Here is a 2,446-nt window from a genome sequence, read left to right on the forward strand (position 1 = left end):
ACCTACGTCAAGGTCGCCGGCCGGTGGACGTACCTGTACCGGGCAGTTGACCAGCATGGGCAGGTCATCGACGTCCTGGCCAGCACCCGCCGTGATCAGGCTGCGGCACGCCGGTTCTTCACCAGCGCGCTGTCCCACGGGCGCCGGCCGGTCGAGGTCACCACCGACAAGGCCCCGGTCTACCCGCGGATCCTTGACGAGTTGGTACCCGAGGCCTGCCACGTGGATGCCGCGCGGGAGAACAATCGGATCGAATCCGATCACAGCCGGTTGAAAGCCNGGCTCCGCCCGATGCGCGGACTGAAACGGCTGCGTTCCGCCCAGACGATCAGCGCAGGTCATGCGTTGGTCCAGAACATCCGCCGCGGCCACTACGAACTCGGGACCGACACCGACCCGCACGCACGGCTGACAGCCGCGTTCACCGAGCTCACCCTCGCGATCTGATCACACACTCGACAGGGTCAACCATGCCCTGCCATCCCGCAATGCAACAGACCCTCAGCGCCTACCAGTCCTTCGCCTGGTTCTATGCGGTCAACACCGGCCAGATATCGATCCGGCACCGCCTGCGCGGCCCCGGCGGCGTGATCGTCAGCGACCAGGCCGGGGGTCTGGACGCAATCGCTCAGGCCAGGCGCCAGATCCGGAGAGGCGCCAGGGTGATCGTCTCCGGCGGGGTGGACAGCTCGATCTGCCCCTGGGGCTGGGTTGCCCAGCTGACCAGCGGCCGGCTCAGCACCGATGACGATCCGGTGTCCGCGTTCGTGCCGTTCGACCGGCGGGCCCGCGGGCACGTTCCGGGCGAAGGCGGGGCGCTCCTCGTCCTGGAAGACGCCCGCTCTGCCCGGGATCGGGGCGTCAGTGGTATCTACGGCGAGATCACCGGGTACGCGGCCACCTTCGACCCACGGCCCGGCACCATGCGCGTCCCCGGCCTCGCGCGCGCCATCGAGCTGGCCCTGGCGGACGCGCGGGTGTCGGCGGCCGACGTCGACGTGGTGTTTGCCGACGCGGCCGCGGTACCCGAGCTCGACCGGGCCGAGGCGGAAGCCATCCGAGGGGTGTTCGGGCGACGGGGTGTCGCGGTCACCGCGCCGAAGACGATGACCGGGCGGTTGTACTCCGGTGCGGGGGCGCTTGACGTGGTCGGTGCGCTGCTGGCCATGCGGGACTCCGTCATCCCGCCGACTGTGAACGTGACCGTCGACCCGGAGCACGGGATCGACCTGGTGACCACGCCCCGACCCGGCCCGGTCGGCACGGCGCTCGTGCTCGCCAGGGGGCACGGCGGCTTCAACTCGGCGCTGGTCGCCCGCTCCGTCCACAGCGCGGGTGGCACCGACCTCACCCGAGCCGACTCCCGCGGCCCGGTACCGGAATGACCGACGATCTGTGCGGAGGCGACCATGAATTCCCGGCCAATGACTATCGATGATCTGCGACGTGTTCTTCGCGAGGGTGCCGGCGCCGAGGAGGGGATCGATCTCGACGGCGACATCCTGGACACGTCGTTCGAAAGCCTCGGATACGACTCTCTGGCCCTTCTGGAAACGACGTCCCGGATTGCCAACGAGTACGGGGTGAAGCTTTCCGACGACGCCGCGACGAGCGCGCGGACGCCCCGGGAGCTGCTCGAGCTTGTCAATGTCGGCAGCGGCGGCGTCGTGGTCGGCGGCGGCGCGGACGCGGACCGCCTGCTCTGAGACGGCGTCCACGGCGGCACGCGTCCACACGATCCGAGTCGGGCCTGTCAGGCTGCGGCCGCGCCGGCCCCACCACCAAGGGAGGAACCATGCCAGCAAACCAGCCGCCGGGCGCCCAGCCACGGGTGGCAGTGGTCACCGGAGCCACCAGCGGGATCGGACTGGCCGTCACCCGAGCCCTGGCCCGTGGCGGCAACCGGGTCTTCCTCTGTGCACGCGACGTCGCGAACGTGGAGCTCACGGTCAAACAACTGCGCGGGGAAGGCCTCGACGTCAACGGGCTCGTCTGCGACGTGCGCTCCGCCACGCAGGTCGCGGCCTTCGTCACGACGGTCGCCGACCGGTGGGGACCGATCGACATCCTGGTGAACAACGCGGGCCGAAGCGGCGGGGGNACCACCGCAGACATCACGGACGACCTGTGGCTCGACGTTATAAACACAAATCTGAACAGCGTCTTCTTCATGACCCGGGATGTGCTCAGCCGCGGCGGCATGCGCGGCCGCCCGTGGGGACGGATCGTGAACATCGCGTCCACCGCCGGAAAACAGGGCGTCGTACTCGGGGCGCCGTACTCGGCGTCGAAGCACGGCGTGGTCGGTTTTACCAAGGCCCTCGGCAACGAGCTGGGAAAGACGGGGATCACGTAGCTGTTCAGCTCGGGTGGTAGGCGGTGCGCTTGGCGCTTATCGGCGTCAGGGCAGGCGGAGCGCCCCGTGCGCGATGCGCACGGGGTTCGT

2 protein-coding genes and 2 pseudogenes are annotated in these 2,446 nt (G+C 69.5%); all 4 read left to right on the forward strand.

The genetic code is table 11. The features are described 5' to 3' along the window. Positions 1–447 (forward strand): DDE-type integrase/transposase/recombinase (locus ALLO2_RS22880; protein WP_035734745.1); only part of this gene is annotated, 447 nt, incomplete at its 5' end. 47 nt (positions 448–494) lie between these two features. After that, positions 495–1,385, forward strand: a pseudogene (locus ALLO2_RS22885) (beta-ketoacyl synthase N-terminal-like domain-containing protein); the annotation flags it as partial. A gap of 24 nt (positions 1,386–1,409) precedes the next feature. Beyond that, complete coding sequence (locus tag ALLO2_RS22890) at positions 1,410–1,706, forward strand: acyl carrier protein (RefSeq protein ID WP_011438510.1); 297 nt, start codon at positions 1,410–1,412, stop codon at positions 1,704–1,706. Positions 1,707–1,795: 89 nt separating this feature from the next. After that, positions 1,796–2,353, forward strand: a pseudogene (locus ALLO2_RS22895) (SDR family NAD(P)-dependent oxidoreductase); the annotation flags it as partial. Between the last annotated feature and the right edge of the window lie 93 nt (positions 2,354–2,446).

Origin of the sequence: Frankia sp. Allo2 (assembly GCF_000733325.1) — a bacterium.
GTDB classification, from domain to species: Bacteria; Actinomycetota; Actinomycetes; order Frankiales; family Frankiaceae; genus Frankia; species Frankia casuarinae.